Raw genomic sequence first — 25,802 nt, 5'->3', positions numbered from 1 at the left:
GTCGTGCAGCAGGGGAACCCTTTGCTTGCGGATCTTGCTGTTCTCCGGTGGCACTGGTGCCGTGGTGCACCTCCAGTGCACCCTCCCGTACTGGTCAACGCCAGGCGGGAGGCACTAGTTCCCTTGTGCCTTCGGGCAGGCGTGTGGGCCGTCCGGGTGAGGGCGGATGCGTACGCGCGCGTGAAGGCTCAGAACAGGCCGGTGTCGGCGAAGCGCAGGACCAGCTGGGGTGCTCCGGAGAGGACGATGCCGAGGGCGGCGGTGAGGGTGATCGCGGCTGTCAGCGGGGCGGGGACGCGGTGTTTCTCCGCCTGGCCCTCGGGGGCACGGAAGAGCAGGGCCGTCCACTGGAGGTAGTAGTACAGGGCGATGACGACGTTGACGGCCATGACGACCGCGAGCCAGCCGAGGCCCGCGTCGACGGCCGCCGAGAAGACGGTGACCTTCGCGAAGAGGCCGATGATGCCCGGCGGCAGTCCGGCGAGGCAGAGCAGGAAGAAGGCCAGGACGAGGGCCGACAGGGGGTTTCTCGCGTACAGGCCTCGGTAGTCCGCGATCCGGTTCGTCGTGCTGGTACGGCCCACGAGGGCGGCCACCGCGAAGGCGCCCAGGTTCACAGCGGCGTACATGAGGGCGTACGCGACCGTGGAGCCGATGGCGTGCTCGGCGTCGTCGGAGTACGCGGCGGCGGCGATCGGTACGAGGAGGTAGCCGGCCTGGCCCACGGAGGACCAGGCGAGGAGTCGTACGGCGCTGTACGCGCGCGTGGCCTGTTGGCGGAGGGCGCCGACGTTGCCGACGGTCATGGTGAGGGCGGCCAGCGCGGCCAGGGCCGGGCCCCAGACGTCGGCGTACGAGGGGAAGCCGATGACGGTGACGAGGATGAGGCCGGAGAACCCGACCGCCTTGCCGACGACCGACAGGTAGGCCGCGATGGGCAGGGGGGCGCCGACGTAGGTGTCGGGAACCCAGAAGTGGAAGGGGACGGCGGCCGTCTTGAAGGCGAAGCCGATCAGGGTGAGGACCACGCCGGTCTGGGCGAGGGTGTGGAGTTGGCCGTCGACGTGCTGGATGCGGTCGGCGACCTGGGTGAGGTAGAGCGTGCCGGTCGTCGCGTACACGAAGCTGATGCCCAGAAGGCTGACGGTGGTCGCGGTGACCGACGACAGGAAGAACTTCAGGGCCGCCTCGGAGGACCTGCGGTCGCCGTGCCGGATTCCGACGAGGGCGAAGGCCGGGAGGGAGGCGACCTCCAGGGCGACGACGAGGGTGGCGAGGTCGCGGGAGGCGGGCAGCAGTGCGGCGCCTGCGGCGGAGGACAGCAGCAGGAACCAGAACTCCCCTTCGGGGAGCCTCCCGCGCGCGTCCTTCAGGGCGGTGACCGACAGAAGGGCTGCCAGCAGCGCTCCGCCGAGCACCAGGAACTGGATGACGAGGGTGAAGCGGTCGGCCGTGTAGCTGCACACGCGTGTGTCGCCGGTCAGGCAGAAGGTGGAGCGGTCGCCGTCCAGGAGGGGCAGCAGGAGGGCGGTGGAGGCCGCGAGGCCCGCGACCGAGAGCCAGCCGAGGAGCGGCTTGCGGGCGTCAGCGACGAAGAGGTCGGCGACGAGCACGACGAGGGCGACGACCGCCGCGAGGGTGGGCGGTGCGATGGCCAGCCAGTCGACGGACTGGACCATCGACTCGGCGAGGGGTTGGGCCAGGGGCTGGGCCAGGGAGCTCATCGGGTGCCTCCTGCGAGGAGCTGCTGCACGGCCGGGTCGGTCAGGCCGAGGAGGGCCTTCGGCCACAGGCCCGCGACGACGGTGAGGGCGACGAGCGGGGTCCAGGCCGCGAACTCGTAGGTCTGCACGTCGGCGAGGTGGGGGGCGTCCTGCGGGACGGCGCCCATGCAGACACGGCGGACCACGACGAGCAGGTACGCGGCCGTCAGCAGGGTGCCGAACGCGGCGATCGCGGTGAAGGTGAGGAAGGCGGGGCGGCTGAGGTCGTCGGCGGGGTCGAAGGCGCCGAACAGGGCCAGCATCTCGCCCCAGAACCCGGCGAGGCCCGGCAGACCGAGCGAGGCGACGGCGGCGAAGGCGAGGAGGCCGCCGAGGCGGGGTGTCCTGCCGTACAGGGCGGCGCCGGTCTGCTCGGCGAGGGTGTCCAGGTCGGTCGTGCCGGTTCGGTCCTTCAGGGCTCCGACCAGGAAGAAGAGCAGGCCGGTGATGAGGCCGTGGGCGATGTTGGCGAACAGGGCGCCGTTCACGCCGGTCGGGGTCATGGTCGCGATGCCGAGGAGGACGAAGCCCATGTGGCCGACGGAGGAGTAGGCGATCAGCCGCTTGAGGTCACCCTTCGCGCCCTGTTTGGCGAGTGCCAGGCAGGCCAGGGATCCGTAGATGATCCCGACGACGGCGAAGGCGGCGAGGTAGGGCGCGAAGACGCGGAAGCCGTCCGGCGCGACCGGCAGCAGAATCCGGACGAACCCGTACGTGCCCATCTTCAGCAGCACGCCGGCCAGCAGGACCGAGCCGACGGTCGGGGCGGCGGTGTGGGCGTCGGGCAGCCAGCTGTGCAGGGGCCACATCGGGGTCTTGACCGCGAGCCCGAGACCGATCGCCAGAACGGCGATGACCTGCACGGATGTGGTCAGCGACCGGCCGTTGTCAGTGGCGAGTGCCACCATGTCGAAGGTGCCCGCCTTGATTCCGATCAGGAGCAGGCCGAGCAGCATGACCACGGATCCGAGGAGCGTGAAGAGGATGAACTTCCAGGCCGCCTGGGTCCGGCCCTCGCCGCCCCAGCGGGCGATGAGGAAGTACATCGGGATGAGGACCATCTCGAAGGCGAGGAAGAACAGCAGCAGGTCGAGGACAGCGAAGGTCGCGAGGGTGCCGGATTCGAGGACGAGCACGAGCGCCACGAATGCCTTCGGGGACGGGCCCGCCGGCATCTTGAAGTAGGAGTAGAGCGCGCAGAGGAAGGTCAGCAGCGCGGTCAGGACCAGCAGGGGGAGGGAGATGCCGTCGATGCCGAGGTGGATGCGCACGTCGAGTGCGGGGATCCAGCTGATGTCCGTGCCGGCCTGCATCTTCGACGGACGGTCGTGGTCGAAGCCGAGCGCGAGGACGATCGCGGCGATGAGGATCACGCCGGTCACGGTCACGCCGTGTCGCAGCACGGCCTGCTCGGGTGACTTCCCCTTCAGTCCGGGCGGGGCGGGCAGGAGAGCGGCGACGGCCCCGAGGAGCGGGCCGACCACGATGAACGCCAGAAGGAACTGCATCACGGACTCGTTGATATCGATCACGCCTGCTCACGCTCCCGAAGCGACGAGAAGGGCGGCGACCGCCAGGACGACGGTGCCGGCGAGCAGCGCGCTCACATAGGTCTGAAGGTTGCCGGTCTGGGCGCGCCGTACGGCGGCTCCGAGCCAGCGGGGCAGCGCTCCCGCGCCGCGTACGTAGGTTTCGACGACCTCGCGGTCGAGGAACCGCACGAGGCTTGCGGCGGCCTGGACCGGGCGGACGAACAGCGTCTGATAGACGGCGTCCAGGTGGAAGCCGACGGCCGCATGGCGGTGCAGCGGGCCGAGCAGGAGCCGTCCGGGGTCCGCCGGGTCGGGGGCCGAGGCCACGTCTCCGTAGGCGGGCGCGTGCGTCGCGATGGCCTCGGCCTCGACCTGGCCCGCGTCTCCCTGCGGGTGGGCGGCGACCGCCCCGAGCGGCACGCGCGCGGCGAGCCCGGCGAGATGGCGCCAGGCGGCGTACGTGAAGAGTCCGCCGGCCAGCGCCACGCCGGTGCCGAGGACCGAGGTGGTCAGGGTCGGCGCGAGGTCGTTGCCGTCGAACCAGTCGGGGAGCGTGCGGTAGGCGAGCCCGCCCAGGGCGAGGGAGGGGACGGCCAGGACCCACAGCACCACGGTCATGGTCAGCGGCTGGCGGCCGTGGTCGGGGGCTTCGACGCCCCGGCCGCGGAAGGTCAGCAGCCACAGGCGGGTCGCGTAGGCGGCCGTGAGGAGGGCGGCGATCAGGCCGGCGACCAGGGTGATCCAGCCCGCTGCGGCGGGGGCGTGCTCGGTGTGGCCGGCGGTCACGTGCTCGGCGGCGCCGAGGACGGACTCCTTGGAGAAGAAGCCGCTGAACGGTGGGATCGCGGCGAGCGCGAGGAGCGCCACGGTCATCGTCCAGTAGGCGTCGGGGACGCGGTCGCGCAGGTGGCTCATGCGGGACATGGCGGCCAGCGAGTTGGTGCCGGCGGCGTGGATGATCACGCCGGCCGCGAGGAACAGCAGTGCCTTGAACGCGCCGTGCGAGAGGAGGTGGAAGACGGCGGCCCCGCGGTCGCCGACGGCGAGGGCGCCGGTCATATAGCCGAGCTGGCCGATCGTCGAGTAGGCGAGGACGCGCTTGATGTCGTCCTGGGCGAGGGCGGCCAGGCCCGAGCCGACCATCGTGACGGCGGCCATCGCGGCGAGGACGACCATCGCGGCCGACGAGGCCTCGAAGACCGGGAGGAGACGGGCGACGAAGTAGACGCCGGCGGCGACCATCGTCGCTGCGTGGATCAGCGCGGAGACGGGCGTGGGGCCTGCCATCGCGTCGGGAAGCCAGGTGTGCAGCGGGAACTGCGCGGACTTGCCGGCCACACCCGCGAGGAGCAGCAGGGCGACGAGGGTCGGGTGGTCGAGGCCGCCGTGCGCGACGGTGGCGAGGACCTTCGTGATCCGGAAGGACCCGGCGTCGGTGGCGAGGGCGAACAGGCCGATGAGGAAGGGGACGTCGCCGAGCTTGGTGACGAGGAAGGCCTTGATGGAGGCGGCGCGGGCCTCCGGGGTCTCCCAGTAGTGGCCGACCAGGAAGTAGGAGCAGATGCCCATGACTTCCCAGCCGACCAGCAGCACGATCAGGTCGCCGGAGTAGACGACCAGGAACATCGCGGAGGTGAAGAGGGAGACGAGCGCGGCGTAGGAGGGGTAGCGCGGGTCCTCGCGCAGGTAGCCGGTCGAGTAGATCTGCACGCAGGTGGCGACGACACCGACCAGGACGGCGACGAGGGCGGCGAAGCCGTCGATGTACAGGGCCAGTTCGATCGGGATCGAGCCGGTGGGGGTCAGTTCGGTGGCCGCGGTGACGGAGGCGCCTCCGCTCTGGCGTACGGCGACGATCGCGGCCAGTACGAGCGCGGCGAGGGTCGGCAGGACGGCGAGCGGGCGGACGAAGCCGGGTGCGGTGCGGCCGAGGAGCAGGCCGGCGGCGGCACCCAGGAACGGCAGGAGGGGGACGAGGACGGCGAGGGTGGTCGTGGTCACGCGGTGGCCTCAGCCTTCTCGGCGGCCGTTCCGGTCGCGGGGGCGTCGCTGTCGGGGCCGTCGGGCGCGGGGCTTTCGTGGCCCTCGGCGGTGTCGCGGAGCCGGTCGATGTCCGCGGTGCCGCGATTGCGGTGGACGGCGAGGACGATCGCCAGGCCGATGCCGATCTCGGCGGCGGCGATGGCGATGGTGAACAGGGTCAGGGCCTGGCCGGAGTGCAGGGTCTCCACGGCGGCTTTGCTGAGCCAGACGTCGAAGGCGACCAGGTTGAGGTTGACGGCGTTGAGCATCAGCTCGACCGACATCAGGATCAGGATCGCGTTGCGGCGGGCGAGGACGCCGTAGAGGCCGGTGCAGAAGAGAAGGGCGGAGAGGACGGCGGGATAGGCGAGGTGCATCAGCGGGTGCCTTCCTGCTCGGCCGGGTTCTTCCGAGCGTCCGGGGCGGACGAGGAGCTCCCGGAATTTCCGGAACTCTCTGTGACCGATCGGGAACTCTTGGTGGCGTCTCGGGAGTTCGAAGGGGGAGAGCTCGACTCCGTCCTCGCCTTGCGGGAGAGGACGATCGCGCCGACCAGGGCCGCGAGGAGAAGGACGGAGAGGGCCTCGAAGGGGAGGACCCAGTTCTGGAAGAGGCTCGCCCCGGTGACCTCGGTCGAGCCGGCGGCCGGGCCGTCCAGGTCGATCCAGGTGGCACGGAAGGCGTCGACGACCACCCAGATCAGGGCGGCGGCCGCGGCGACGGCGACCGTGAGCGCGGCCCAGCGGTTGCCGGAGTCCGCGTCAGGTGAGCGGCCGATGGGGGCCTTGGTGAGCATCAGACCGAAGAGGAGGAGCACGACGACGGAACCGACATAGATGAGGACCTGCACCCAGGCGATGAACTCGGCGGTGAGCAGGAGGTACTCGACGGCGAGGCCGCCGAGGGCGACCACCAGCCACAGGGCCGCGTGCACCAGCTGCTTGGTGGTGACGGTGACGAGGGCGGCGCCGAAGGTGACCAGGCCGACGAGCAGGAAGGCGATCTCGACGCCCGTCGGGGAGAGGAAGCCGTGCGCGGCCTCGGCGAGGGTCACGACTCTCCTCCCTGGGGGTCGGTGGGCTCGGCCTGGGCGGCGACTTGGGCGGCCGTCAGCTTCTCGGCGGTCTTACGGGCGGCCGCGATCTCCTTCGGCTCCTCGGCGGCGGGGTCGAGGGCGGGCGGGGCGGGGACGGTCCACATCCACTCGCGGAGCTTGTCGCGTTCGTGGGTGAGCTCGTGGATGTCGGTCTCGGCGTACTCGAACTCCGGGGACCAGAACAGGGCGTCGAAAGGACAGACCTCGATGCAGATACCGCAGTACATGCACAGCGAGAAGTCGATGGCGAAGCGGTCGAGGACGTTACGGCTGCGCTCGCGGCCACCGGGGGCGGCGGGCGGAACCGTCTCCTTGTGGGAGTCGATGTAGATGCACCAGTCGGGACACTCACGGGCGCAGAGCATGCAGACCGTGCAGTTCTCCTCGAACAGGCCGATGACGCCACGCGTGCGGGGCGGGAGATCGGGCTGGGCGTCCGGGTACTGCTCGGTGACGGTCTTCCGCGTCATCGTGCGGAGGGTGACGGCCAGGCCCTTGGCGAGGCCACTACCGGGAATGGGGGCCATGGTTACTGGATCACCACCTTGACGACGCCGGTGAGGGCGATCTGGGCGAGGGAGAGGGGGACGAGGAGAGTCCAGGAGAGCTTCTGGAGCTGGTCCTCGCGCAGCCGGGGGTAGGTGACGCGCAGCCAGATCACGACGAAGGCGAGGACGGCGGACTTGAGCAGGGTCCAGACCCAGCCGAGGCCGTCCGCGCCCCAGGGGCCGTGCCAGCCGCCCAGGAAGAGGACGGTGGTCAGGCCGCACAGGACGACGATTCCGGCGTATTCGGCAAGGAGGAAGAGAGCGAAACGCAGGCCGGTGTACTCGGTGTACGCGCCGAAGATGATCTCCGAGTCGGCGACGGGCATGTCGAACGGGGGCCGCTGGAGTTCGGCGAGACCGGCGACGAAGAAGACGATCGCGCCGGTGATCTGCCAGGGCAGCCACCACCACTCGAAGGCGTCGACGATGCCCGGCAGGGAGACCGTGCCGGCCGCCATCGCCACCGAGGCGGCGGTGAGCAGCATCGGGAGTTCGTAGGCGAGGAGTTGAGCGGCGGTGCGCAGGCCGCCGAGAAGGGAGAACTTGTTGGCGCTGGCCCAGCCGGCCATGAGAGAGCCGAGTACGCCGACGCCCATCACGGCGAGCACGAAGAAGATGCCCGCGTCCAGGACCTGGCCGACGGCTCCCTCGCCCGGGCCGACGGGGATGGCGAGAAGGACGAGCAGATACGGGAGGAGGGCTACGGCCGGCGCGAGCTGGAAGATACGGCGGTCCGCGCCCGCGGGGACGATGTCCTCTTTCTGCGCGAACTTCACGCCGTCCGCGATGAGCTGGGCCCAGCCGTGGAAGCCGCCCGCGTACATCGGGCCCAGGCGGCCCTGCATGTGGGCCATCACCTTGTGCTCGGTCTGACCGACGATCAAGGGGAAGGTGAGGAAGACGACGAAGACGACCAGAAGTCGCAGGGCGACGTCGAGAGCGTCGTTCACTGCGGACCTCCTGTGGGGTCTTCGGGGGCGAGGGCCGACTGTCCTGGGGCGGGCTGCCCGGAGGCGGGCTGTCCCGGGGCCGGCTGCTCGGAGGCGGGCTGCTCGGGGCTCGTCCGTGCGGGATCCTGCTTCGGCTCTGATCCCGACCTGGGCTCGGGCTTCGAGTCGGGCCCCGGGTGTGGCTCGGGCTTCGAGTCCGACTCCCGCTGCTGCTCAGGCCCTTGCAGCTCGGGCTCTTGCTGCTCGGGCTCAGGCTCCCGCCGCTGCTCAGACTCGGGCTTCTTCTGCGGTTCGGATTCGGGCTTCTGCTCGGGCTCGGGCTCGGCCGGTTCCCGTTCCAAGTCCGGCCTTGACGCCGACTCCGGCCCTGGCACCAACTCTGGCGTCGACTCCGGCTCCGGCTCCGGCTCCGGCTTCTGCTCCGGGGCGTCGAATGCCGGGCGGGCGTGGTGCCACGGGGCGTCGGAGCTGCGGGGGGCTGTGGAGGGGCGGGTGGGGGTGTCGGGGGATGCCGTCGGGGGCTGGGTGCGCTGGGAGGCCGAGCCCTGGGAGGCGCTGCGCGCGCGGCGCGGGCCTGCCGGGGGCTGCGGGGTCGGCTGGGTCGTCGCACCGGCCTCACCTCCGGAGGCTCCCGCGGAGTCCGAGGCTCCAGTCGTTCCAGCCGCTCCCGTTGTTCCAGCCGCTCCCGTCGCTCCCGTTGCTTCCGTCGCTCCCGTTGCTTCCGCGGGCTTCGGGTCCTCCGGTTGCTGGCGCTGTGACGTCGAGCCGGCGCTTGCGCTGCGGGCGCGGCGCGGGCCGGCCGGAGGTGAGGGAGACGGTGAGGTCGGCGTGGCCGCGCCAGGCGATGCGGCCGCCTCGGTTTCCGTCGCCGTTGCCGCCGCTGCTGCCGGTGCCTGCGCCGCCGTCGGTGCCTGTCGCGACGTCGGTGTCGTGGTCGCCGTCGGGGTCTCGGTCGGGGGCTGGCTGGCCGAGCCCTCTGCTGTTGTGCGGGTGCGGCGGGGTGGGCGGTCGGCTGTTGCTCGGCCTGCCGCTGCTCGGGTCGGGCGGGTCGGGGCCGGGGGGAGTTGGCCCTTCAGGGGGCCCCATTCGTTGGGGTCGGGGACGCCTGGGGGGAGCATCTGGCGACGCTTGGGGCCACCGTGCTCGGACTCGCCGGGCTCCTTCGCGCCGGGCCAGGCCTTGGCGACGCGGGCTGCGAGGACGAAGTCCTTGCGCAGGGGGTGGCCTTCGAAGGTCTCCGGGAGGAGGAGGTGGTTCAGGCCGGGGTGGCCTTCGAAGGTGACGCCGAACATTTCGTGCGTCTCGCGTTCGTGCCAGGCCGCGCCGGCGTAGACGTCGACGGCGGAGGCGAGGGTGGGGGCCTCGTGCGGGATCGTCGTGCGCAGGAGGAGACGGCGGACCGGGGACAGGGCTACGACATGGGCCGAGACGCGGAAGCCCGTGCCGGGTTCGTCGACCGCGCTCAGCCAGTCGAAGTAGGTGCAGGAGAGGTGGTCGCGGGCCACGCGCAGGGCGTCGGTCCAGGACGCCGGGGGGACGTCCACCGTCAGGACGTCGTACGACTCCTCGGCTGTGGCCTCGGGGCCGAAGAGTTCCGCGGCGGGGGCCGGGAGCCAGCCGATCGTGGTCATCGGGCGTCCTCCGCCGGGGACCCGGGGGCCGGGGGCCGCACCAGGCCGCTCTGCAGCGCCGCCGCCGACGGGCGGGCGGAGGTGCCGTAGCGCTCGTCCAGGGACTCCCGGGCGATCTTCTCCTGGAGCTTGAGGATGCCCTGGAGCAGCGCTTCCGGGCGCGGCGGGCAGCCCGGCACGTAGACGTCCACCGGGATGATCTGGTCGACGCCCTTGGTCACCGAGTAGGAGTCCCAGTAGGGGCCGCCGCAGTTGCTGCACGCGCCGAAGGAGATGACGTACTTCGGCTCGGGCATTTGCTCGTAGAGGCGCTTCACGGCCGGGGCCATCTTGTCCGTGACCGTGCCGGAGACGATCATGAGGTCGGCCTGGCGCGGACCCGGCGCGAAGGGGATGACACCGAGGCGGATGAAGTCGTGGCGGGCCATCGACGCGGCGATGAACTCGATCGCGCAGCAGGCGAGGCCGAAGTTGAAGACCCAGAGCGAGTAGCGGCGGCCCCAGTTCAGGATCACCTTCATCGGCTCGGGGGCGAGGCGGGCCAGGGTGCCCAGCCGCTTCGGCTCCGGGAGGAGAACAGGCTCCGACGGCGTCACGTCCATGTCAGGACGCCCTTCTTGTATGCGTACAGCAGGCCCACGGCCAGGAAGCCGAGGAAGATGAACATCTCCACGAGGGTGGTCGCGCCGTAGCCGGGGGCCGCGAAGACCGTCGCCCAGGGGAAGAGGAAGATCGAGTCGACCGCGAAGATCACGTACAGGAAGGCGTAGACGTAGTAGCGGACCTGGGTGTGGGCCCAGCCCTCGCCGACCGGGTCGACTCCGCACTCGTACGTCAGCAGCTTCTCCGGGGTGGGGACCACCGGGCGCAGCAGGCGTCCCGCGCCGAAGGCGACGGCGACGAACAGCACGCCGACGACGGCGAGCACTCCGACGACGGAGTAGGACTCGAAGTAGTCCGCCGCGAAGTGGTCGGCCGCGAAGTGGTGGTCAGCCGCGAAATCCGCCGCGACATCGACGGTCGGTTCCCGCACGTCCGTCCCTCGCTCCCCTTCGACGATCTGTATGCACTGGAGTCTAGGCCCTGATAAAGGCACGGTAAGCAGCCCGTCACAGGTCGGAATGCGGGACGGGATGCGGACGGGATTCGGGACGGGGGTTTTCCCCCGGACGAGCAAGGCAGCAGACCTCATGGCGCGCCACCTCGCAGCGCGGCAGGCTAGCCCATATGACCGCTTCCGCCAGCCACTCGGCCGCCCCCGGCGATGATCGTCCGCCCCCGGCCCGCTTCGCCTACGACCGGCAGACCTGGAAGGAGATCGCTCATCTTCTGATGAATCTGCCGATGTCGTTGATCGGGTTCACCTATGTGATGACCGTGATCGTCACCGGGGCCGCGATGACGGTCACCGTGGTCGGGTTTCCGTTGCTCGCGCTCGGGTTGGCCGGATCGCGTCTGCTGGGCCGGTTCGAGCGGGCGCGGGCGCGGCGGCTGCTGGGTGTGCGGATCGACGAGCCGAGCCCGCTGCCGTTGCGCAGGGCGGGCGGCCTGTTCGCGCGGATGTGGCTGGCGCTGAAGGATCCGGTGGCCTGGCGGGCGGTGCTGTACGACCTCGTCCGGCTGCCCTGGGGGGTGCTGACGTTCGCCGTGGTCGTGCCGTCCCTGTTCGTGCTGTGGCCGGTGCTGCCGTTCCTGGCGCGCGGGCTGGCCAACGCGGACCGGGCGATGGTGCGGGGGCTGCTGTCCCCCTCGGACGAGTTGGAGCGGCGGATCGCGGAGTTGGAGTCGGACCGCGGGATCGTGGTCGACACGGCCGCCGCCGACCTGCGGCGCATCGAGCGTGATCTGCACGACGGCGCGCAGGCCCGGCTGGTCAATCTGGCCATGGGGCTGGGCCTGGCGAAGGAGAAGCTGCTGGAGGGGCAGGCCGACGACGTCGTGGCGGCGATGGTGGAGGAGGCGCACGGCGAGGTGAAGCTGGCGCTGCAGGAGCTGCGCGACCTGGCCCGCGGGATCCACCCGGCCGTCCTGACCGACCGGGGCCTGGACGCGGCGCTGTCCTCGGTGGCCACCCGCTGCACGGTGCCGGTGAAGGTGACCGCCGATCTGACGTCCAGACCGGCGCAGGCCATCGAGGGCATCGCCTATTTCACCGTCTCCGAGCTGCTGCAGAACATCAGCAAGCACAGCCGGGCCCGGACGGCGTCGGTCGATGTGTGGCGGACGGACGACCGGCTGCTCATCCAGGTCTGGGACGACGGCCGCGGCGGCGCTCGGATCGACGGCGGGACGGGCATGCGGGGGCTCGCGGAGCGGCTGGACGCGGTCGACGGGCTGTTCGTCGTGGAGTCGCCGGTGGGAGGTCCGACGACGGTGACCGCGGAACTGCCCTGGCGGGACCGGGGGTAGGACCGGGGACAGGCCGGGGGTAGGGAAAACCCCCCTTCCAGGACGCCGACGGACTCCATGGTCCCCGTGCCCGCCGCCGAGGAGGGTTGGAGGTACGGATCGACAGCTGCGCGAGACGCGATGAGCAGTGACGAAGAGGACGGACGACGCCGATGGCCACGCAGTACGGGCAATACGACCGGTACGAGAAGTACGACGGGTACGAGCACGGCGGGTACGACGGACACGGCGGCTACGAGGAGAAGCGCGAGCGTCGGCATCTGTTGCCGACGGGGCTGCGGGAGCCGCTCACGGCGCGCCACCTGGGTGAGTTCGTCTACGTCCTGCTCGGGCTGCCGATCGGCGTCGTCCTGTTCTCCTTCGCGGTCACGATGCTGTCGCTGGGGGCGGGGCTGCTGGTGACGTTCCTCGGCATCCCGGTGCTGGCGGCGGGGCTCGCCGCGTGCCGGGGCCTCGGCGCGCTGGAGCGGGCCCGGGCGCGCGGGCTGCTCGGCCTGGAGGTGGCCGCCCCCGAGCCGCTGCGGCCGCGCGGGAGCGGCGCGATGGCCTGGATGGCGGCCGTCCTCAAGAGCGGCACGTCGTGGCGGAGCGTGCTGTACGCGGTGCTGCAGCTCCCGTGGGCGGTGTTCTCCTTCGCCGTCGCCGTGACCGTGTGGACGTGCGGCTGGGCCATGCTGACGTATCCGCTGTGGTTCTGGCTCTTCCCGATGTACGGCGGTCAGGGCGGGCTTCAGCTGTACGGCGACGAGCAGCACAGCGTCTACCTGGACAACCCTTTCGAGATCACCGTGACGGCGCTGGTGGGCCTGCTGATCACGCTGGCCACGCCGTGGATCGTGCGGGCGCTGACGACGGTGGACCGGCTGCTGGTGCACGGGCTGCTCGGGCCGTCGTCGCTGGGGGCGCGGGTGGTGGAGCTGGAGTCGGACCGAGGGGTCGTGGTGGACACGGCGGCCGCCGACCTGCGACGTATCGAGCGTGATCTGCACGACGGCGCGCAGGCCCGGCTGGTGGCCCTGGCCATGGATCTGGGGCTGGCGAAGGAGAAGCTGCGGGAGGATCCGCAGGCTGCGGCTCGGATGGTCGGCGAGGCGCACGGTGAGGTGAAGACGGCGTTGCAGGAGCTGCGGGACCTGGCGCGCGGGATCCATCCGGCGGTGCTGACCGACCGGGGCCTGGACGCGGCGCTGTCGGCGGTGGCGTCGCGGTGCACGGTGCCGGTGCGGGTGGACGTGGATCTGGTGGAGCGTCCGGCGCCGGCGATCGAGGGGATCGCGTACTTCACCGTCTCGGAGCTGCTGCAGAACATCAGCAAGCACAGCCGGGCCCGGTCGGCGTCGGTCGATGTGTGGCGGGTGGAGAACCGGCTGATGCTGCAGGTGGAGGACGACGGTGTCGGCGGGGCCGATGCCACCGCCGGGGAGTCCTCCGGGCTGGCCGGGCTCGCCGGGCGACTGGACGCGGTGGACGGGATCCTCGTCGTCGACTCGCCGGTGGGCGGGCCCACGCGGATCACCGCGGAGCTGCCCTGGCGGGGCGGCGGCCGAATCTGAGCGTCCGCCCTCGCCTCCCCCTCCTCCCCCTCCTCCCTCTCCCCCGACACCCTGCGCAGCCGTGGATCCCGCCTGCTTCTCTCTTCCTCCCGCCTGCTTTCCTCTTCTTCCCGCCTGCTTTCCTCCTGCTTCCCGCCTGCTTCCCTCCTCTTCTCGCCTTCTTGCCGCTTCTTCGCGCCTTCCTGACCCTCGACCCGCCCGATGCCGGGTGCAGACCAGCCAGATGCTGGAATGCTTGACTCGTTGACTGGTTCGACCAACGGGTGGACGGCTGGGGGGCCGAGGATCGTGGAGGACAGGGTGCGGGTGGTCATCGCCGAGGATTCGGTGCTGTTGCGGGAGGGACTGACCCGGTTGCTGACCGACCGGGGCCATGAGGTCGTCGCGGGGGTGGGGGACGCCGAGGCGCTGGTCAAGACCATTACCGAGCTCGACGACGAGGGTGCGCTGCCCGACGTCGTCGTCGCGGACGTGCGGATGCCGCCCACCCATACGGACGAAGGAGTGCGGGCCGCCGTACAGCTGCGCAAGGCGCATCCGGGGCTCGGGGTGCTGGTGCTGTCGCAGTACGTGGAGGAGAGGTACGCCACCGAACTGTTGGCCGGTTCCAGCCGCGGGGTCGGGTATCTGCTCAAGGATCGCGTGGCCGAGGTGCGGGAGTTCGTGGACGCCGTGGTGCGGGTCGCCCAAGGCGGCACGGCCCTCGATCCGGAGGTCGTCGCCCAGTTGCTCGGGCGGAGCCGGAAGCAGGATGTGCTGGCGGGGCTCACGCCACGGGAGCGGGAGGTCCTCGGGCTGATGGCCGAGGGGCGGACGAACTCCGCGGTCGCCCGGCAGCTGGTCGTCAGCGACGGGGCGGTGGAGAAGCACGTCAGCAACATCTTCCTGAAGCTCGGACTGTCGCCCAGTGACGGGGATCACCGTCGCGTTCTCGCGGTCCTCACCTACCTCAATTCCTGACGGGATGGCACTGTGCCAGGCCTCAGGTCGTCGTCAGGCGTCGCCACTCTCGTGGGCGGCGGCCGGTGCGTCTGCCGGGGCGGCATGGTGGGACGGGAAATCATGACAAGTCCGGGTGCCGGGCCGTCTCGGAGGCAGTGACGTCTTACGAATGGCCGAGGGAAGGCGACCCTTACAGACGTAGGGTTGATCCGGGAGCGCCTTGGGGAAGGCCGCTCCCGGGACAGCCGCCTCGAAGGAGGTCCAGTTCAGTGACCAGTCAGGTCAGCAGCGCAGCGGAACAGGCCGGGCAGGACGAGCAGGCCGACGGAACCGTAGTGGGAGAACAGCGCAAACCGGGCGGTGCGACGAAGGACGTACGTCGTCTCGACCGGGTGATCATCAGGTTCGCGGGTGACTCGGGTGACGGTATGCAGCTCACCGGTGACCGTTTCACGTCGGAGACGGCGTCGTTCGGGAACGATCTGTCCACCCTGCCGAACTTTCCCGCCGAGATCCGTGCGCCCGCCGGGACCCTGCCCGGCGTCTCCTCGTTCCAGCTGCACTTCGCCGACCACGACATCCTCACACCCGGCGACGCGCCGAATGTGCTGGTCGCCATGAACCCGGCGGCGCTGAAGGCGAACATCGCGGATGTGCCGCGCGGCGCGGAGATCATCGTCAACACGGACGAATTCACGAAACGCGCGATGCAGAAGGTGGGGTACGCGGCCTCGCCGCTGGAGGACGGTTCCCTCGACGGTTACCAGCTCCATCCGGTCCCGCTGACCACACTGACCGTCGAGGCTCTGAAAGATTTCGACCTCACCCGTAAAGAGGCCGAGCGCAGCAAGAACATGTTCGCGCTCGGCCTCTTGTCGTGGATGTACCACCGGCCGACCGAGGGCACCGAGAAGTTCCTGAAGTCGAAGTTCGCGCGGAAGCCGGACATCGCGGCCGCGAACATCGCGGCGTTCCGGGCGGGCTGGAACTTCGGGGAGACGACCGAGGACTTCGCCGTCTCCTACGAGGTGGCTCCGGCGTCGAAGGCGTTCCCCGTCGGCACGTACCGGAACATCACCGGGAACCTGGCTCTGGCGTACGGGCTGGTCGCCGCGTCCCGGCAGGCGGATCTGCCGCTGTTCCTGGGTTCGTACCCGATCACTCCGGCTTCGGACATCCTGCACGAGCTGAGCCGGCACAAGAACTTCGGGGTGCGCACCTTCCAGGCGGAGGACGAGATCGCCGGCATCGGGGCGGCGCTGGGCGCGGCCTTCGGCGGCTCGCTGGCGGTGACCACGACGAGCGGCCCCGGGGTGGCGCTGAAGTCGGAGACCATCGGTCTCGCGGTCTCGCTGGAGCTGCCGCTGCTGGTGATCGACATCCAGCGCGGCGGGCCGTCGACCGGGCTGCCGACCAAGACCGAGCAGGCGGATCTGCTGCAGGCGATGTTCGGGCGCAACGGCGAGGCCCCGGTGCCGATCGTGGCCGCCCGCACACCCGCCGACTGCTTCGACGCGGCACTGGAGGCGGCCCGGATCGCCCTCACCTACCGCACCCCCGTGATGCTGCTCTCCGACGGCTATCTGGCCAGCGGCTCGGAGCCCTGGCGGATCCCGGAGGTCGCGGAGCTGCCCGACCTGACGGTGCAGTTCGCGCAGGGCCCCAACCACACCCTGGACGACGGGAGCGAGGTGTTCTGGCCGTACAAGCGCGACCCGCAGACCCTCGCCCGGCCGTGGGCGGTCCCGGGCACGCCGGGCCTCGAGCACCGCATCGGCGGGATCGAGAAGGAGGACGGGACGGGGAACATCTCCTACGCCCCGGCCAACCACGAGTTCATGGTCCGCACCCGGCAGGCCAAGATCGACGGCATCGACGTGCCCGACCTCGAGGTGGACGACCCGCACGAGGCGAGAACGCTGGTCCTGGGCTGGGGCTCCACCTACGGGCCCATCACCGCTGCGGTACGGCGGCTGCGGACGGCGGGAGAGGCCATCGCGCAGGCCCATCTGCGGCACCTCAACCCCTTCCCGCGCAACCTCGGCACGGTGCTGGGGAGCTACGACAAGGTCGTCGTCCCCGAGATGAACCTCGGCCAGCTCGCCACCCTCGTCCGGGCGAAGTACCTGGTCGACGCCCGCTCCTACAACCAGGTCAACGGCATGCCGTTCAAGGCGGAACAGCTCGCCGCAGCGCTCAAGGAGGCCATCGATGACTGACGCCACGAACGGTCTGCTGCAGCTCGTCCCCAAGGCCGAGGCCAAGCAGTCCATGAAGGACTTCAAGTCCGATCAGGAAGTGCGCTGGTGCCCCGGCTGCGGTGACTACGCCATCCTGGCGGCCGTCCAGGGCTTCATGCCGGAGCTGGGGCTGGCCAAGGAGAACATCGTCTTCGTCTCCGGCATCGGCTGCTCCTCCCGCTTCCCCTACTACATGAACACCTACGGCATGCACTCCATCCATGGGCGCGCGCCGGCGATCGCGACCGGGCTGGCCGCCTCCCGGCGGGACCTGAGCGTGTGGGTGGTGACCGGGGACGGCGACGCGCTCTCCATCGGCGGCAACCACCTCATCCACGCCCTGCGACGCAATGTCAACCTGAAGATCCTGCTGTTCAACAACCGTATCTACGGACTGACCAAGGGCCAGTACTCGCCCACCTCCGAGGTCGGCAAGATCACCAAGTCGACGCCGATGGGGTCGCTGGACGCACCCTTCAACCCCGTCTCGCTGGCCCTCGGGGCCGAGGCCTCGTTCGTGGCGCGGACCATCGACTCCGACCGCAAGCATCTGACGGAGGTGCTGCGCCAGGCCGCCGCCCACCCCGGTACGGCGCTGATCGAGATCTACCAGAACTGCAACATCTTCAACGACGGCGCGTTCGAGGCGCTGAAGGACCGGCAGTCGGCGGAGGAGGCGGTGATCCGCCTGGAGCACGGGCAGCCCATCCGCTTCGGGGCGGACCGCGCGCGGGGCGTCGTGCGCGACCGGCGGACGGGGGATCTGAAGGTCGTCACGGTGACCGCCGACAACGAGGCGGACATCCTCGTCCACGACGCGCACGCGGACTCGCCCACGACCGCGTTCGCGCTGTCGCGGCTCGCCGATCCGGACACGCTGCACCACACCCCGATCGGCGTGCTGCGCTCGGCCCGTCGGCCGGTCTACGACACCCAGATGGCCGAACAGCTCGACGCGGCCGTCGAACAGCACGGCAAGGGCGATCTCGCCGCGCTGCTGGCGGGCGGGGACACCTGGACGGTCGTCGGCTGAGACAGTCGTCGCGGCACGGATCCGCTGCGGTTCACGAGGCCCGGGACTGGATTTCCCGGGCCTCGTCGTATGCCTGGCGGGCCTTCTCCACGTCGGCCATGCGGGTGTACGTCCACTGGGCCAGCCCTCGCACCTGCTCCGCGGCCTCGCGGCCGAGGTCGGTGAGCGAGTAGTCGACGCGCGGCGGGATCACCGGCTTGGCGTCGCGGTGGACCAGACCGTCGCGCTCCAGGGTCTGCAGGGTCTGGGTCAGCATCTTCTCGCTGACCGACCCGATCGCCCGGCGCAGTTCGCTGAAGCGGTGCGGGCGGCCGAGGAGGTGGATCAGGACGAGGACGCCCCAGCGGCTCGTCACATGTTCCAGGACCAGTCGGGAGGGGCACATCGCGTCGACGACCCGTGGGGCCGTGAGTGACGTGGCTGCCATGACGTCTTCACTTACTGCCATGCCAGTACCTTACTTCAAAGTGGGTACTTTCGCTGAGTTAGTGCCGCCCGTAGGGTTAGTACCAGACCCGCTGACCCCCACTAGGAGTTCCTGAGCCATGAGCATCGTCGTCACCGGAGCCACCGGACACCTCGGCCGTCACGTCGTGGAGCAGTTGCTGGAGAAGGTTCCGGCGGAGCAGATCACGGCCGTCGTACGCGACGAGGCGAAGGCCGCCGACTTCGCGGCCAAGGGCGTGAAGATCGCCGTCGCGAACTACAACGCCCCCGAGACCTTCGACGGCGTGCTCGCGGCCGGCGACAAGGTGCTGCTGATCTCGGGCAACGAGTTCGACAAGGGCCGCCCGGCCCAGCACCAGGTCGTCATCGACGCCGCGAAGGCGGCCGGGGCCGCGCTCCTCGCGTACACCAGCGCGCCGGGCAGCCTGAGCGCGGCACTGGCGGACGACCACCGCGCCACCGAGAAGGCGCTGGTCGCGTCCGGTCTGCCGTACGCGCTGCTGCGCAACGGCTGGTACCACGAGAACTACACCGAGCAACTCGCCCCGGTGCTGGAGCACAACGCGGTCGTGTCCGCCGCCGGTGCGGGCCGGGTCTCCTCCGCCTCCCGCGCGGACTACGCGGCCGCGGCCGTCGCCGTGCTGACCGGCGAGGGCCACGAGAACAAGACGTACGAACTGGGCGGCGACGAGGCGTGGAGCTTCGCCGAGTACGCGGCCGAGCTGAGCAAGCAGACCGGCAAGGAGATCGCCTACAACGCCGTTCCGGCCGAGGCGCTCATCGGCATCCTGACCGGCGCGGGACTGCCCGAGCACTTCGCCGTGATCCTGGCCGGCGTGGACGCGTCCATCGAGAAGGGCGAGCTGGTCGTGTCGAGCGGTGACCTGTCCCGGCTGGCGGGCCGCCCGACCACTCCGCTCGCCGAGGCGATCACGGCGGCCCTGAAGGGCTGACGGGCTGAAGCGCTGACGGGCTGAAGCGCTGACGAGCCGGCGAGCTGAAGGGCTCGCGGGCCGGCGGGCCCTGTAACGGGCCTTGCTCCCACCCCACCCCTGTCTGTCATGACCGTATAGCGATACGGGCATGACAGACAGGGGTGCTCGGCGTTACCTTCGTCCACGCATGCCTGACGGTGAAAGGGAGGGGCCCCGTGGCCGGGACGTCGAGGAGTGAAGGCCGGATAGGCCTGCTGAACGGCATCGCGGCGTACGGGATGTGGGGCCTGGTGCCCCTCTTCTGGCCGCTGCTCAAGCCGGCCGGTGCGACCGAGATCCTCGCCCACCGCATGGTGTGGTCCCTCGCCTTCGTCGGCGTCGCACTGCTCGTCGTACGGCGCTGGGCATGGGCCGGTGAGCTGCTGCGGCAGCCGCGCCGACTCGGTCTCGTCGTGATCGCCGCGGCCGTGATCACCGTGAACTGGGGCGTCTACATCTGGGCCGTGAACAGCGGCCATGTCGTCGAGGCGTCGCTCGGCTACTTCATCAACCCGCTGGTCACCATCGCGATGGGCGTGCTGATCCTCAAGGAGCGGCTGCGGCCCGTGCAGTGGGCGGCGGTCGGCGTCGGCTTCAGCGCGGTGCTGGTCCTGACCATCGGCTACGGCCGCCCGCCGTGGATCTCGCTCTGCCTCGCCTTCTCCTTCGCCACCTACGGGCTGGTGAAGAAGAAGGTCAACCTCGGCGGGGTCGAGTCGCTGACCGCCGAGACCGCCGTGCAGTTCCTGCCCGCGCTGGGCTATCTGCTGTGGCTGTCCGCGCACGGCGACGCCACTTTCACGACCGAGGGCACCGGGCACGCGGTCCTGCTCGCCTCCACGGGCATCGTCACCGCACTCCCCCTGGTCTGCTTCGGCGCGGCGGCGATCCGCGTGCCGCTGTCCACGCTGGGGCTGCTGCAGTACCTGGCCCCGGTCTTCCAGTTCCTGCTCGGCGTCCTCTACTTCGGCGAGGCCATGCCGGCCGAGCGCTGGGCCGGGTTCGCGCTGGTGTGGCTGGCGTTGGTGCTGCTCACGGGGGATGCGTGGCGCTCCTCGCGGCGGCCGAAGAAGGTGGAGGCGGTGCAGACGGTGGAGACGGTTCCGGTCGCGGCCTCGACGCCGCCCGCCGCAGTGGACGTCTGACCTGGGGCCTGGGGGCTCTGCCCCCGGACCCCCGCTCGGCACGCCTTGGGGGCTCCCGCTTGTCCGGAATGTGAACCCCGTGTCCTGATAGCGCTCTTGACGTGGCGTCAGTGGCGAGTTCACCATCCTGGAACCCCATTCACTGTGGAGTCTCTGTGATCCGGAGATTCCCGAGGAATTCGGAGCCCCCCACATGCAGTCACCCAAGCTCCCCAGACTCGCCAAGCGTCCCGTTTCCGGGCGTACGGCGGCTGTCGGCATCGTTTCGCTTGTCATGCTCCTGACTGGTGGATCGATAGCCGGCGCGGCTCCCGCACCCCTGGACCCCGCACCCCTGGCCGCCGCTCCCGACATCCCGCTGGCCAACGTCAAGGCTCATCTGACCCAGCTGCAGTCCATCGCCACCGCCAACGGCGGCAACCGCGCCCACGGCCGGACCGGCTACAAGGCCTCGCTCGACTATGTGAAGGCCAAGCTGGACGCCGCCGGGTACACCACCACGATCCAGCAGTTCACCTCGTCCAGCCGCGTCGGCTACAACCTGATCGCCGACTGGCCCGGCGGCGACGCCAACCAGGTGGTCATGGCCGGATCCCACCTCGACAGCGTCACGTCGGGGGCCGGAATCAACGACAACGGCTCCGGCTCGGCCGCCGTGCTGGAGACCGCGCTGGCCGTGGCCCGGTCCGGCTACGCCCCCACCAAGCATCTGCGATTCGCCTGGTGGGGCGCGGAGGAACTGGGCCTGGTCGGGTCCAGGTACTACGTCAACAACCTGTCCTCCGCGAACCGCGCCCGCATCAGCGGCTACCTCAACCTCGACATGGTCGGCTCGCCGAACCCCGGCTACTTCGTCTACGACGACGCCCCGGCCATCGAGCAGACCTTCAAGGACTACTTCGCCGGCCTCGGCATCCCGACGGAGATCGAGACCGAGGGCGACGGCCGCTCCGACCACGCCCCCTTCAAGAACGTGGGCGTGCCGGTGGGCGGCCTGTTCAGCGGTGCCGACTACATCAAGACGGCGGCGCAGGCGGCCAAGTGGGGCGGCACGGCCGGGCTGGCCTTCGACCGCTGCTACCACTCCTCCTGCGACACGACCGCCAACATCAACGACACCGCCCTGGACCGCAACGCGGACGCGCTCGCGTACGCGATCTGGAACCTGTCCGCCTGATCGCCCGGACGGGACCGGACGGACCAGACGTGCCCGACGGACCAGACGTGCCGGACTGGCCGGACTGACTGGACTGGCCGGACTCGCCGGACTCGCCGGACGACGAGGTTGCTACGCGCCTGCCTTACGGGCGCGTTCCGCCAGGCGGAGCATGCGCGCGCGGGCCGACTCCAGCTGCTCGACGTCGTCGGCGGCCGGGCCTTCCTCGGTGCTGAGCTCCGTCCACAGGCCGAGGAGCTCGGTCCCCAGGTTCAGCCCCTGCAGGGGGTCCCGTACGGCACGCCAGGCCGCCGCCGCGCTCTGGACGTTGCCGTACGCGGCCTCCGCGTCCCGGGCCCGGCGGCGGATGCGGGCCAGGTCGAGGGAGACATGGAAGGCGCGCAGCGGGTCGCCTGCCAAGTAGGCGATGTACGCGGTGAGTTCGCGTAGCCGGAGTACTTCGGGGTGCTCCGGCCCCAGCGTCCCGGACGCCTCCAGCACGGTCCGCTCCGCGAGACCGGCCGCGGTGTCTATCCGGCCCGCCCGCACGGCCTCGTTGATCTGCGCCACCGGTTCCCCGAGGAGTGCGGGGACGCCGTCGTCGCCGTGCAGGGCACGGGGATCGTCTCCCAGCACCGCCTCCGCGACGGCGTCGAAGCCGCGGGCGGGGGTGGGCTTGAGGTCGGCCTCGGCGGCGGAGACCGAGTCCGAGATGACCTCGTCGGGGACGAAGGGGGTGGGAGCAGAGGCCGTAGGGGCTGAGGCAGGGGTCGGGAGTGGGAGTGGCAGTGGGATCGGGGTCGAGATGGGGGTGGGGGTAGGGGCAGTGTCCGGGTTCGGCTGCTCGTCCATCCGCGGGGGCGGGCCGAACACGCCCGTCGGAGCGGTGACCGTGCCGAGGGCCGGGACGTCGTCCCGGGGTTCCGGCTTCGCCTCCGGCTCCCGTTCCGGCTCGGGCACCGCGCGCAGCGGGAACGTCGGGGTCGCATCGCGCACCGGCTCGGACGCCGGGCGCAGGAAGTGCGTGGGCTTGTCGTGCCGCGGCTGGGCCGGCGGCTGTTCGTCTTCGAGAGACGCGTGGGCTTCGGGGGCGGGCGCGGGGGCTTCAGGCGCGGGCTCCTCCCGTACCGCCGTCGCCGTCGCTGTCGTCACCGCCGCCGTCGCCGCCGCTGTCGTCACCGCCGCCGTCGCCGCCGCTGTCGTCACCGCCGCTGTCGCCGTCGTCACCGCTGCCGTCGCCGCCACCGCCGGGGTGCGCAGGGGCTCCGCCGTGAAGTGGCTGGAGCCGTCCGGTTCCACGCGCAGGGGGACGACGTAACCGATGCGTTCGTCGTGGACCGTGGCGAGGACCGGGTGGCCGGTGGCGAGGGCGATGCGGTGGAGGTGGCTCAGGACGGCGCGCTGGATCTCCTCGCCGTCGACCGCCGTGACCGGTACGCCGCCTATCGTCGCCGTCCCACCCCCGCGGACATGGACATCGAGCGGTGCCACCACGGCGGCCGGGCGGCCGGGGTGCTGCTGTTCCCGCTTCTTCTCGCGGCTGAGTCGAGACATCGGTTCCTCACTCGGATGCGTCGCCACGATCCGGTCGTCCAGGTACGCGTGCGTGGCACGTACTGTTGAGTCTCTCCGAGCGCTCCCGGTCCGCGCGTCACCACGACGTCACAGCCTCGTTCCAGGAACCCACGCCCCGCTCCCCGGGGCCGCCCCGGGACCACCAGGATCAGGGCGTCCCGGAGGGACGGCGACGACTGGGAGGAACACGGGGATGCGGACGACGGACGGGCAGCGGGGGCCGGAGATCTGGATCCGCGGACCGGTGGCCGCACCGGATCCGGTGCCCATGCCGTACGCGTCCACCGCCACGCCCCGACGCTTCTCGTGGGTCGCCACGCACGGCGGGGCCGGCAGCTCCACCCTCGCCGCGGTCTACGGCGGCCACGACTGCGGACGGGAATGGCCCGGCGCGGGTGATCCCCCGTCCGTGTTGCTCGTCGGCCGTACGCATGCGGCCGGGCTGGAGTCCGTCCTGCGGACCCTGGAGGTCTTCCGGCACGGGGCGGCTCCCCAGGGGCTCGACCTCGACGCGGTCGTACTCGTCGCGGACGCGCCGGGCCGGCTGCCGCGCCCGCTCGTCCAGCGGGTGCGGGTGATCGAATCGGTGATCGACGTGTACCGCGTCCCATGGGTGACGAACTGGCGTCTCGGCGATCTGGCCGGAAGCCCGCCGAGGGAGACGGAACCGCTGTCCCGGCTCACGGGGGCGGTGAGCGGGAGGGTTCGCTGAGGCCGGGCACCGGAGGCGGGCTCGTGGAGTGGCCTCCGGCCGTCGAGATCGCCGCGGGCGTGCGCGCGGGGCGGATACGGGCCGTGGACGTCGTCGGCGAGGCGCTCGCACGGATCGCCCGCGTCGACCGTTCGTTGTGCGCCTTCACCGAGGTGTGGGAGGAGCGGGCGGAGGGGTGGGCGCGTGCGGTCGACGAGCGGGTCGGCTCGGGCGGGTCGCCGCCGCTGTCGCTGCCGCTGGCCGGTGTGCCGATCGGGGTGAAGGGGCGACACGGGCTGCGTGCGGCGGCCCCGTTGATCGCCGCCGGATGCGTGCCCGTGGGGGCGACCGCCGTACCCGGCCCCGGCACCCCCTGGCAGACCTGGGGCCTCGGAGCCCACGGCCGTACCGTCAATCCCTGGCGCGCCGACCGCACACCGGGCGGCTCCTCGGCCGGCTCCGCGGCGGCGGTGGCCGCCGGCCTGGTCCCCCTCGCGACCGGCAGCGACGGCGCGGGCTCGGTACGCATCCCGGCCGCGTGGTGCGGCGTGATCGGCCTCAAGACGACCAACGGACGACCGCCGCCCGGGGACGGCACGGGGCTGACCGGGAACGGCACGGGGCTGACCGCGCCCGGTGTGCTCGTGCGGTACGCGGTGGACGCCGAGGCGTGGTGGCGGGTCATGGTTCCGGGGGCGCAGGCGGGGGCGGGGGCGGAGTTCCCGGGGCGGGCCTCGGGTTCAGTGGCGGGTTCAGTCGCGGGCTCCGCAGCGGGCGAAGGGGCGGGCTCCGAGGTGGGCGGAAGGGCGGGCTCCGCGGCGGGCGGAAGGGCGGTTCCGGTGCCGCCGCCGACCGCCGTCTTCTCCCCCGACCTCGGCTTCGCCGATCCCGACCCCGAGCCGCTCGCCCTCGCCCGCGCCGCCGCCGAGCGCCTCGCCGAGGCCGGTGTCGTCCGACTGCTGCCGTCCGACGCGCCCCTGCGGCTGGCGGACCCCGGCCCGGCCTGGCTCGCGCTGCGCACCCCGGGCTCGGACCTCCGCGCGGCCGAACGGGTCCGGAAGGCGAACGACCTGCTGCTGGCCGACCTCTTCTCCGGCGCCGACCTGCTGCTGACGCCCACGACCCCCAACGCCGCGCACGGTCACGAAGGCCCCGGCGACCGGTACTCGACGGCGCTGACCTGGGCGTTCAACCTGAGCGGGCACCCGGCGATCAGCCTCCCGGCGGGGGTCGGCCCGGACGGCTGTCCGTTGGGGTTGCAGATGGTCGCGGCGCACGGCGGGGAGATGTCGCTACTGGCAGCCGCGCGAGCGTCCCGAGCCGAGCCCGCCCGCCCCGAGAGCCCCCAGAGCTCCCGGAGCTGACCGAACCCACCGAACCCACCGAACCCACCGCGATAAATGATTGCGTGCACATTTAATGCAGAGGCATAATATCGTCGTACGCCGACTATCTGGGGGATCGGATCATGACGACGCACCGCAGCTTCCTGTTCGTACTGGGCAGCAGCCGGCCGGACGGCAACACCGAGTCACTCGCCCGCAAGGCCGCCGAGCAACTGCCCGCCGACGTCGAGCAGACGTGGATCAGCCTGGCCTCACATCCGTTGCCCGACTTCGCGGACCTGCGGCACGACAGCGACCATGTCCGCCCCACGGAGGGCAGCACGGCGCTGCTGCTCGACGCCACGCTCGCCGCGACGGACATCGTGATCGCGTCCCCGCTGTACTGGTACTCGGTCTCCGCGCAGACCAAGCGCTACCTGGACCACTGGTCGGGCTGGCTGCGCACCCCCGGCCTCGACTTCAAGGCGACACTCACCGGGCGCACCCTCTGGGGCGTCACCGTGCTCGCGGACGACCAGCCCCTGGTCGCCGACCCGCTCGTCGGCACGCTCAACAACTCGGCCGCGTACCTGAAGATGCGGTTCGGCGGGGTGCTGCTCGGCAACGGCAGCAAGCCGGACGACGTCCTGAAGGACACCGAGGCGCTGGCCCGCGCGAAGACGTTCTTCGCACAGGAGACGCCGATGGCCCGTTTTCTGTACGAGAGCGAGCAGTCCCGCTGACGCCCACGCAGTGACGCCCACACCGTG

23 protein-coding genes are annotated in these 25,802 nt (G+C 71.1%); 11 read left to right on the top strand and 12 right to left on the bottom strand.

Going from position 1 to position 25,802, the window contains the following annotated elements:
• Positions 1-188 precede the first annotated feature (188 nt).
• From ABZ725_RS00925 to ABZ725_RS00880, 10 genes are read right to left on the bottom strand one after another with little or no spacing between them, the layout of a single operon-like run.
• Entirely contained in the window at positions 189-1,724 is a 1,536-nt protein-coding gene (locus tag ABZ725_RS00925; protein ID WP_358800745.1) for an NADH-quinone oxidoreductase subunit N, read from the bottom strand.
• Positions 1,721-3,295 carry an NADH-quinone oxidoreductase subunit M gene (locus ABZ725_RS00920; RefSeq protein ID WP_358800744.1) on the bottom strand — a complete coding sequence of 525 codons (1,575 nt, stop codon included), beginning with the start codon at positions 3,293-3,295 and terminating at the stop codon, positions 1,721-1,723. The genes ABZ725_RS00925 and ABZ725_RS00920 overlap by 4 nt, the downstream gene beginning before the upstream one ends.
• A gap of 6 nt (positions 3,296-3,301) precedes the next feature.
• Positions 3,302-5,296 carry an NADH-quinone oxidoreductase subunit L gene (locus ABZ725_RS00915; RefSeq protein ID WP_358800743.1) on the bottom strand — a complete coding sequence of 665 codons (1,995 nt, stop codon included), beginning with the start codon at positions 5,294-5,296 and terminating at the stop codon, positions 3,302-3,304.
• Entirely contained in the window at positions 5,293-5,694 is a 402-nt protein-coding gene (gene nuoK, locus ABZ725_RS00910; protein ID WP_358800742.1) for an NADH-quinone oxidoreductase subunit NuoK, read from the bottom strand. The genes ABZ725_RS00915 and nuoK overlap by 4 nt, the downstream gene beginning before the upstream one ends.
• A complete protein-coding gene (locus ABZ725_RS00905; protein WP_358800741.1) occupies positions 5,694-6,371 on the bottom strand; it encodes an NADH-quinone oxidoreductase subunit J in 678 nt (225 codons plus the stop codon). The genes nuoK and ABZ725_RS00905 overlap by 1 nt, the downstream gene beginning before the upstream one ends.
• Positions 6,368-6,940, bottom strand: a complete 573-nt coding sequence (locus ABZ725_RS00900; RefSeq protein WP_358800740.1) for an NADH-quinone oxidoreductase subunit I — start codon at positions 6,938-6,940, stop codon at positions 6,368-6,370. Before ABZ725_RS00900 ends, ABZ725_RS00905 begins: the two co-directional genes overlap by 4 nt.
• A gap of 2 nt (positions 6,941-6,942) precedes the next feature.
• A complete protein-coding gene (locus ABZ725_RS00895) occupies positions 6,943-7,911 on the bottom strand; it encodes a complex I subunit 1 family protein (RefSeq protein WP_351903984.1) in 969 nt (322 codons plus the stop codon).
• Entirely contained in the window at positions 7,908-9,542 is a 1,635-nt protein-coding gene (locus ABZ725_RS00890; protein WP_358800739.1) for an NADH-quinone oxidoreductase subunit C, read from the bottom strand. The genes ABZ725_RS00895 and ABZ725_RS00890 overlap by 4 nt, the downstream gene beginning before the upstream one ends.
• A complete protein-coding gene (locus ABZ725_RS00885) occupies positions 9,539-10,144 on the bottom strand; it encodes an NADH-quinone oxidoreductase subunit B family protein (protein ID WP_358800738.1) in 606 nt (201 codons plus the stop codon). The genes ABZ725_RS00890 and ABZ725_RS00885 overlap by 4 nt, the downstream gene beginning before the upstream one ends.
• Positions 10,135-10,575, bottom strand: coding sequence for an NADH-quinone oxidoreductase subunit A (locus tag ABZ725_RS00880; protein WP_351903992.1), 441 nt, complete (start codon positions 10,573-10,575; stop codon positions 10,135-10,137). The genes ABZ725_RS00885 and ABZ725_RS00880 overlap by 10 nt, the downstream gene beginning before the upstream one ends.
• A 194-nt stretch (positions 10,576-10,769) precedes the next feature.
• On the opposite strand from ABZ725_RS00880, the gene ABZ725_RS00875 reads away from it, so the two are divergent.
• The 5 genes from ABZ725_RS00875 (at position 10,770) to ABZ725_RS00855 (ending at position 17,719) form a co-directional block, all read left to right on the top strand.
• Complete coding sequence (locus ABZ725_RS00875; protein ID WP_358800737.1) at positions 10,770-11,951, top strand: sensor domain-containing protein; 1,182 nt, start codon at positions 10,770-10,772, stop codon at positions 11,949-11,951.
• 152 nt (positions 11,952-12,103) lie between these two features.
• Entirely contained in the window at positions 12,104-13,504 is a 1,401-nt protein-coding gene (locus ABZ725_RS00870; RefSeq protein WP_358800736.1) for a sensor domain-containing protein, read from the top strand.
• Positions 13,505-13,792: 288 nt separating this feature from the next.
• Positions 13,793-14,464 carry a response regulator transcription factor gene (locus ABZ725_RS00865; protein ID WP_358800735.1) on the top strand — a complete coding sequence of 224 codons (672 nt, stop codon included), beginning with the start codon at positions 13,793-13,795 and terminating at the stop codon, positions 14,462-14,464.
• 251 nt (positions 14,465-14,715) lie between these two features.
• Positions 14,716-16,665 (top strand): 2-oxoacid:acceptor oxidoreductase subunit alpha, encoded by a 1,950-nt coding sequence (locus ABZ725_RS00860; RefSeq protein ID WP_358800734.1) that lies wholly within the window; start codon positions 14,716-14,718, stop codon positions 16,663-16,665.
• A complete protein-coding gene (locus ABZ725_RS00855) occupies positions 16,658-17,719 on the top strand; it encodes a 2-oxoacid:ferredoxin oxidoreductase subunit beta (RefSeq protein ID WP_358800733.1) in 1,062 nt (353 codons plus the stop codon). Before ABZ725_RS00860 ends, ABZ725_RS00855 begins: the two co-directional genes overlap by 8 nt.
• A 31-nt stretch (positions 17,720-17,750) precedes the next feature.
• Here ABZ725_RS00855 and ABZ725_RS00850 read toward each other — a convergent pair whose 3' ends face one another.
• A complete protein-coding gene (locus ABZ725_RS00850; protein ID WP_358800732.1) occupies positions 17,751-18,167 on the bottom strand; it encodes a helix-turn-helix domain-containing protein in 417 nt (138 codons plus the stop codon).
• A gap of 97 nt (positions 18,168-18,264) precedes the next feature.
• On the opposite strand from ABZ725_RS00850, the gene ABZ725_RS00845 reads away from it, so the two are divergent.
• The 3 genes from ABZ725_RS00845 (at position 18,265) to ABZ725_RS00835 (ending at position 21,462) form a co-directional block, all read left to right on the top strand.
• Complete coding sequence (locus tag ABZ725_RS00845) at positions 18,265-19,119, top strand: NAD(P)H-binding protein (RefSeq protein WP_351904013.1); 855 nt, start codon at positions 18,265-18,267, stop codon at positions 19,117-19,119.
• A gap of 197 nt (positions 19,120-19,316) precedes the next feature.
• Positions 19,317-20,285, top strand: a complete 969-nt coding sequence (rarD, locus tag ABZ725_RS00840) for an EamA family transporter RarD (RefSeq protein WP_358800731.1) — start codon at positions 19,317-19,319, stop codon at positions 20,283-20,285.
• Positions 20,286-20,559: 274 nt separating this feature from the next.
• Positions 20,560-21,462: a M28 family metallopeptidase gene (locus ABZ725_RS00835; RefSeq protein WP_358800730.1), complete on the top strand. Its 903-nt coding sequence runs from the start codon at positions 20,560-20,562 to the stop codon at positions 21,460-21,462.
• 111 nt (positions 21,463-21,573) lie between these two features.
• On the opposite strand, the gene ABZ725_RS00830 is transcribed toward ABZ725_RS00835, so the two are convergent.
• A complete protein-coding gene (locus ABZ725_RS00830) occupies positions 21,574-22,995 on the bottom strand; it encodes a tetratricopeptide repeat protein (protein ID WP_358800729.1) in 1,422 nt (473 codons plus the stop codon).
• A gap of 214 nt (positions 22,996-23,209) precedes the next feature.
• Here ABZ725_RS00830 and ABZ725_RS00825 point away from each other — a divergent pair, with 214 nt between their 5' ends.
• The 3 genes from ABZ725_RS00825 (at position 23,210) to ABZ725_RS00815 (ending at position 25,775) form a co-directional block, all read left to right on the top strand.
• The gene (locus tag ABZ725_RS00825) at positions 23,210-23,728 is read left to right on the top strand and encodes a hypothetical protein (RefSeq protein ID WP_351904025.1); all 519 of its coding nucleotides are present in this window, start codon (positions 23,210-23,212) and stop codon (positions 23,726-23,728) included.
• A gap of 23 nt (positions 23,729-23,751) precedes the next feature.
• Positions 23,752-25,071: an amidase family protein gene (locus ABZ725_RS00820; RefSeq protein ID WP_358800728.1), complete on the top strand. Its 1,320-nt coding sequence runs from the start codon at positions 23,752-23,754 to the stop codon at positions 25,069-25,071.
• Positions 25,072-25,175: 104 nt separating this feature from the next.
• Positions 25,176-25,775, top strand: coding sequence for an NAD(P)H-dependent oxidoreductase (locus tag ABZ725_RS00815; RefSeq protein ID WP_358800727.1), 600 nt, complete (start codon positions 25,176-25,178; stop codon positions 25,773-25,775).
• Positions 25,776-25,802: the final 27 nt, after the last annotated feature.

Source organism: Streptomyces sp. NPDC006872 (assembly GCF_040635845.1).
Classification (GTDB): Bacteria; Actinomycetota; Actinomycetes; order Streptomycetales; family Streptomycetaceae; genus Streptomyces.
The sequence above is the reverse complement of the archived record's forward strand: the minus strand, read 5'-3'. Positions and strand labels throughout refer to the sequence as shown.

Coding starts and splice junctions, on each gene's coding strand:
- ABZ725_RS00815 (WP_358800727.1), top strand. CDS start 25,176: ATGACGACGCACCGCAGCTTCCTGTTCGTACTGGGCAGCAGCCGGCCG.
- ABZ725_RS00855 (WP_358800733.1), top strand. CDS start 16,658: ATGACTGACGCCACGAACGGTCTGCTGCAGCTCGTCCCCAAGGCCGAG.
- ABZ725_RS00830 (WP_358800729.1), bottom strand. CDS start 22,995: ATGTCTCGACTCAGCCGCGAGAAGAAGCGGGAACAGCAGCACCCCGGC.
- nuoK (WP_358800742.1), bottom strand. CDS start 5,694: ATGCACCTCGCCTATCCCGCCGTCCTCTCCGCCCTTCTCTTCTGCACC.
- ABZ725_RS00885 (WP_358800738.1), bottom strand. CDS start 10,144: ATGGACGTGACGCCGTCGGAGCCTGTTCTCCTCCCGGAGCCGAAGCGG.
- ABZ725_RS00835 (WP_358800730.1), top strand. CDS start 20,560: ATGCTCCTGACTGGTGGATCGATAGCCGGCGCGGCTCCCGCACCCCTG.
- ABZ725_RS00870 (WP_358800736.1), top strand. CDS start 12,104: ATGGCCACGCAGTACGGGCAATACGACCGGTACGAGAAGTACGACGGG.
- ABZ725_RS00900 (WP_358800740.1), bottom strand. CDS start 6,940: ATGGCCCCCATTCCCGGTAGTGGCCTCGCCAAGGGCCTGGCCGTCACC.
- ABZ725_RS00845 (WP_351904013.1), top strand. CDS start 18,265: ATGAGCATCGTCGTCACCGGAGCCACCGGACACCTCGGCCGTCACGTC.
- ABZ725_RS00925 (WP_358800745.1), bottom strand. CDS start 1,724: ATGAGCTCCCTGGCCCAGCCCCTGGCCCAACCCCTCGCCGAGTCGATG.
- ABZ725_RS00890 (WP_358800739.1), bottom strand. CDS start 9,542: ATGACCACGATCGGCTGGCTCCCGGCCCCCGCCGCGGAACTCTTCGGC.
- ABZ725_RS00850 (WP_358800732.1), bottom strand. CDS start 18,167: ATGGCAGTAAGTGAAGACGTCATGGCAGCCACGTCACTCACGGCCCCA.
- ABZ725_RS00875 (WP_358800737.1), top strand. CDS start 10,770: ATGACCGCTTCCGCCAGCCACTCGGCCGCCCCCGGCGATGATCGTCCG.
- ABZ725_RS00825 (WP_351904025.1), top strand. CDS start 23,210: ATGCGGACGACGGACGGGCAGCGGGGGCCGGAGATCTGGATCCGCGGA.